Source organism: Nocardioides pakistanensis (genome assembly GCF_054781215.1).
Genome location: NZ_BAAGUV010000003.1, coordinates 1 through 723, shown reverse-complemented (window position 1 = coordinate 723; position 723 = coordinate 1). Strand labels below are relative to the sequence as shown.

The following is a 723-nucleotide window of genomic DNA, read 5'->3' as shown; positions in this document are numbered from 1 at the left end:
TGTGCACGTCGGCGCCGATGACGATCATGGTGATCGCCTCCTTCTCTGATCCAGAGGGACGGTCGGGCCGGCCGGCGGACACATCTCAGTGGGGGCGATGCCACGCTCCTATCAAGTCACGCCGGCCGGTCCATCACACCCGGTGCCGGCAAAACCCATGCATGCCAACCCGAAGGCGGCAAGGACCCTATGAGCCAGACACCAGGTGATCAGGACCCAACCACCGCGATAGCGGCGCTGTCACCCTGACACTGACGGGACCCTAGCGGGCGACTTCGGCCAACCACCTGATGGTGACCAGGTGCAGGTCGCGACGTCACCCGCATTTGTGCCTGCTCATCTCGGCAGCGGCACGCGGCCGTGGCACCCTGAGTCCATGAGCCGCGAACTGCCTCGGCCGGTGCGGGTATTCACGCCCGCCGACCTGACCGCCGCCGACCCCACGCCCGGGATGGCCCGCGCCCTGGCATTCGATCTGCCGCTCCTCTGGGCCGGCCAGGTCGAGACTGAGCCAGGAGCGGTCTCCGGATGGCACCACCACGAGCGCAACGAGACGAGCCTGTACATCGTGCGCGGCGTACTCCGCCTCGAATTCGAGGGCCACGAGGGCTATCTCGATGCCGGCCCCGGCAGCTTTGTACATGTCCCGGCCTGGACCGGGGCCTGACCCCGGATCTTGGACACGCTGAATCCAGCATCGTGCTGGGGAAGCGAGAAGATCTG

General features: G+C 66.9%; 1 protein-coding gene. It reads left to right on the top strand.

Annotation, left to right across the window (positions count from 1 at the left end):
• Positions 1–376: 376 nt before the first annotated feature.
• Positions 377–667, top strand: coding sequence for a cupin domain-containing protein (locus ACYVIH_RS01425; RefSeq protein ID WP_460865134.1), 291 nt, complete (start codon positions 377–379; stop codon positions 665–667).
• Positions 668–723: the final 56 nt, after the last annotated feature.

Bases quoted from the DNA above. Each gene is read 5' to 3' on its own strand.
- ACYVIH_RS01425 (WP_460865134.1), top strand. From the start codon at position 377: ATGAGCCGCGAACTGCCTCGGCCGGTGCGGGTATTCACGCCCGCCGAC.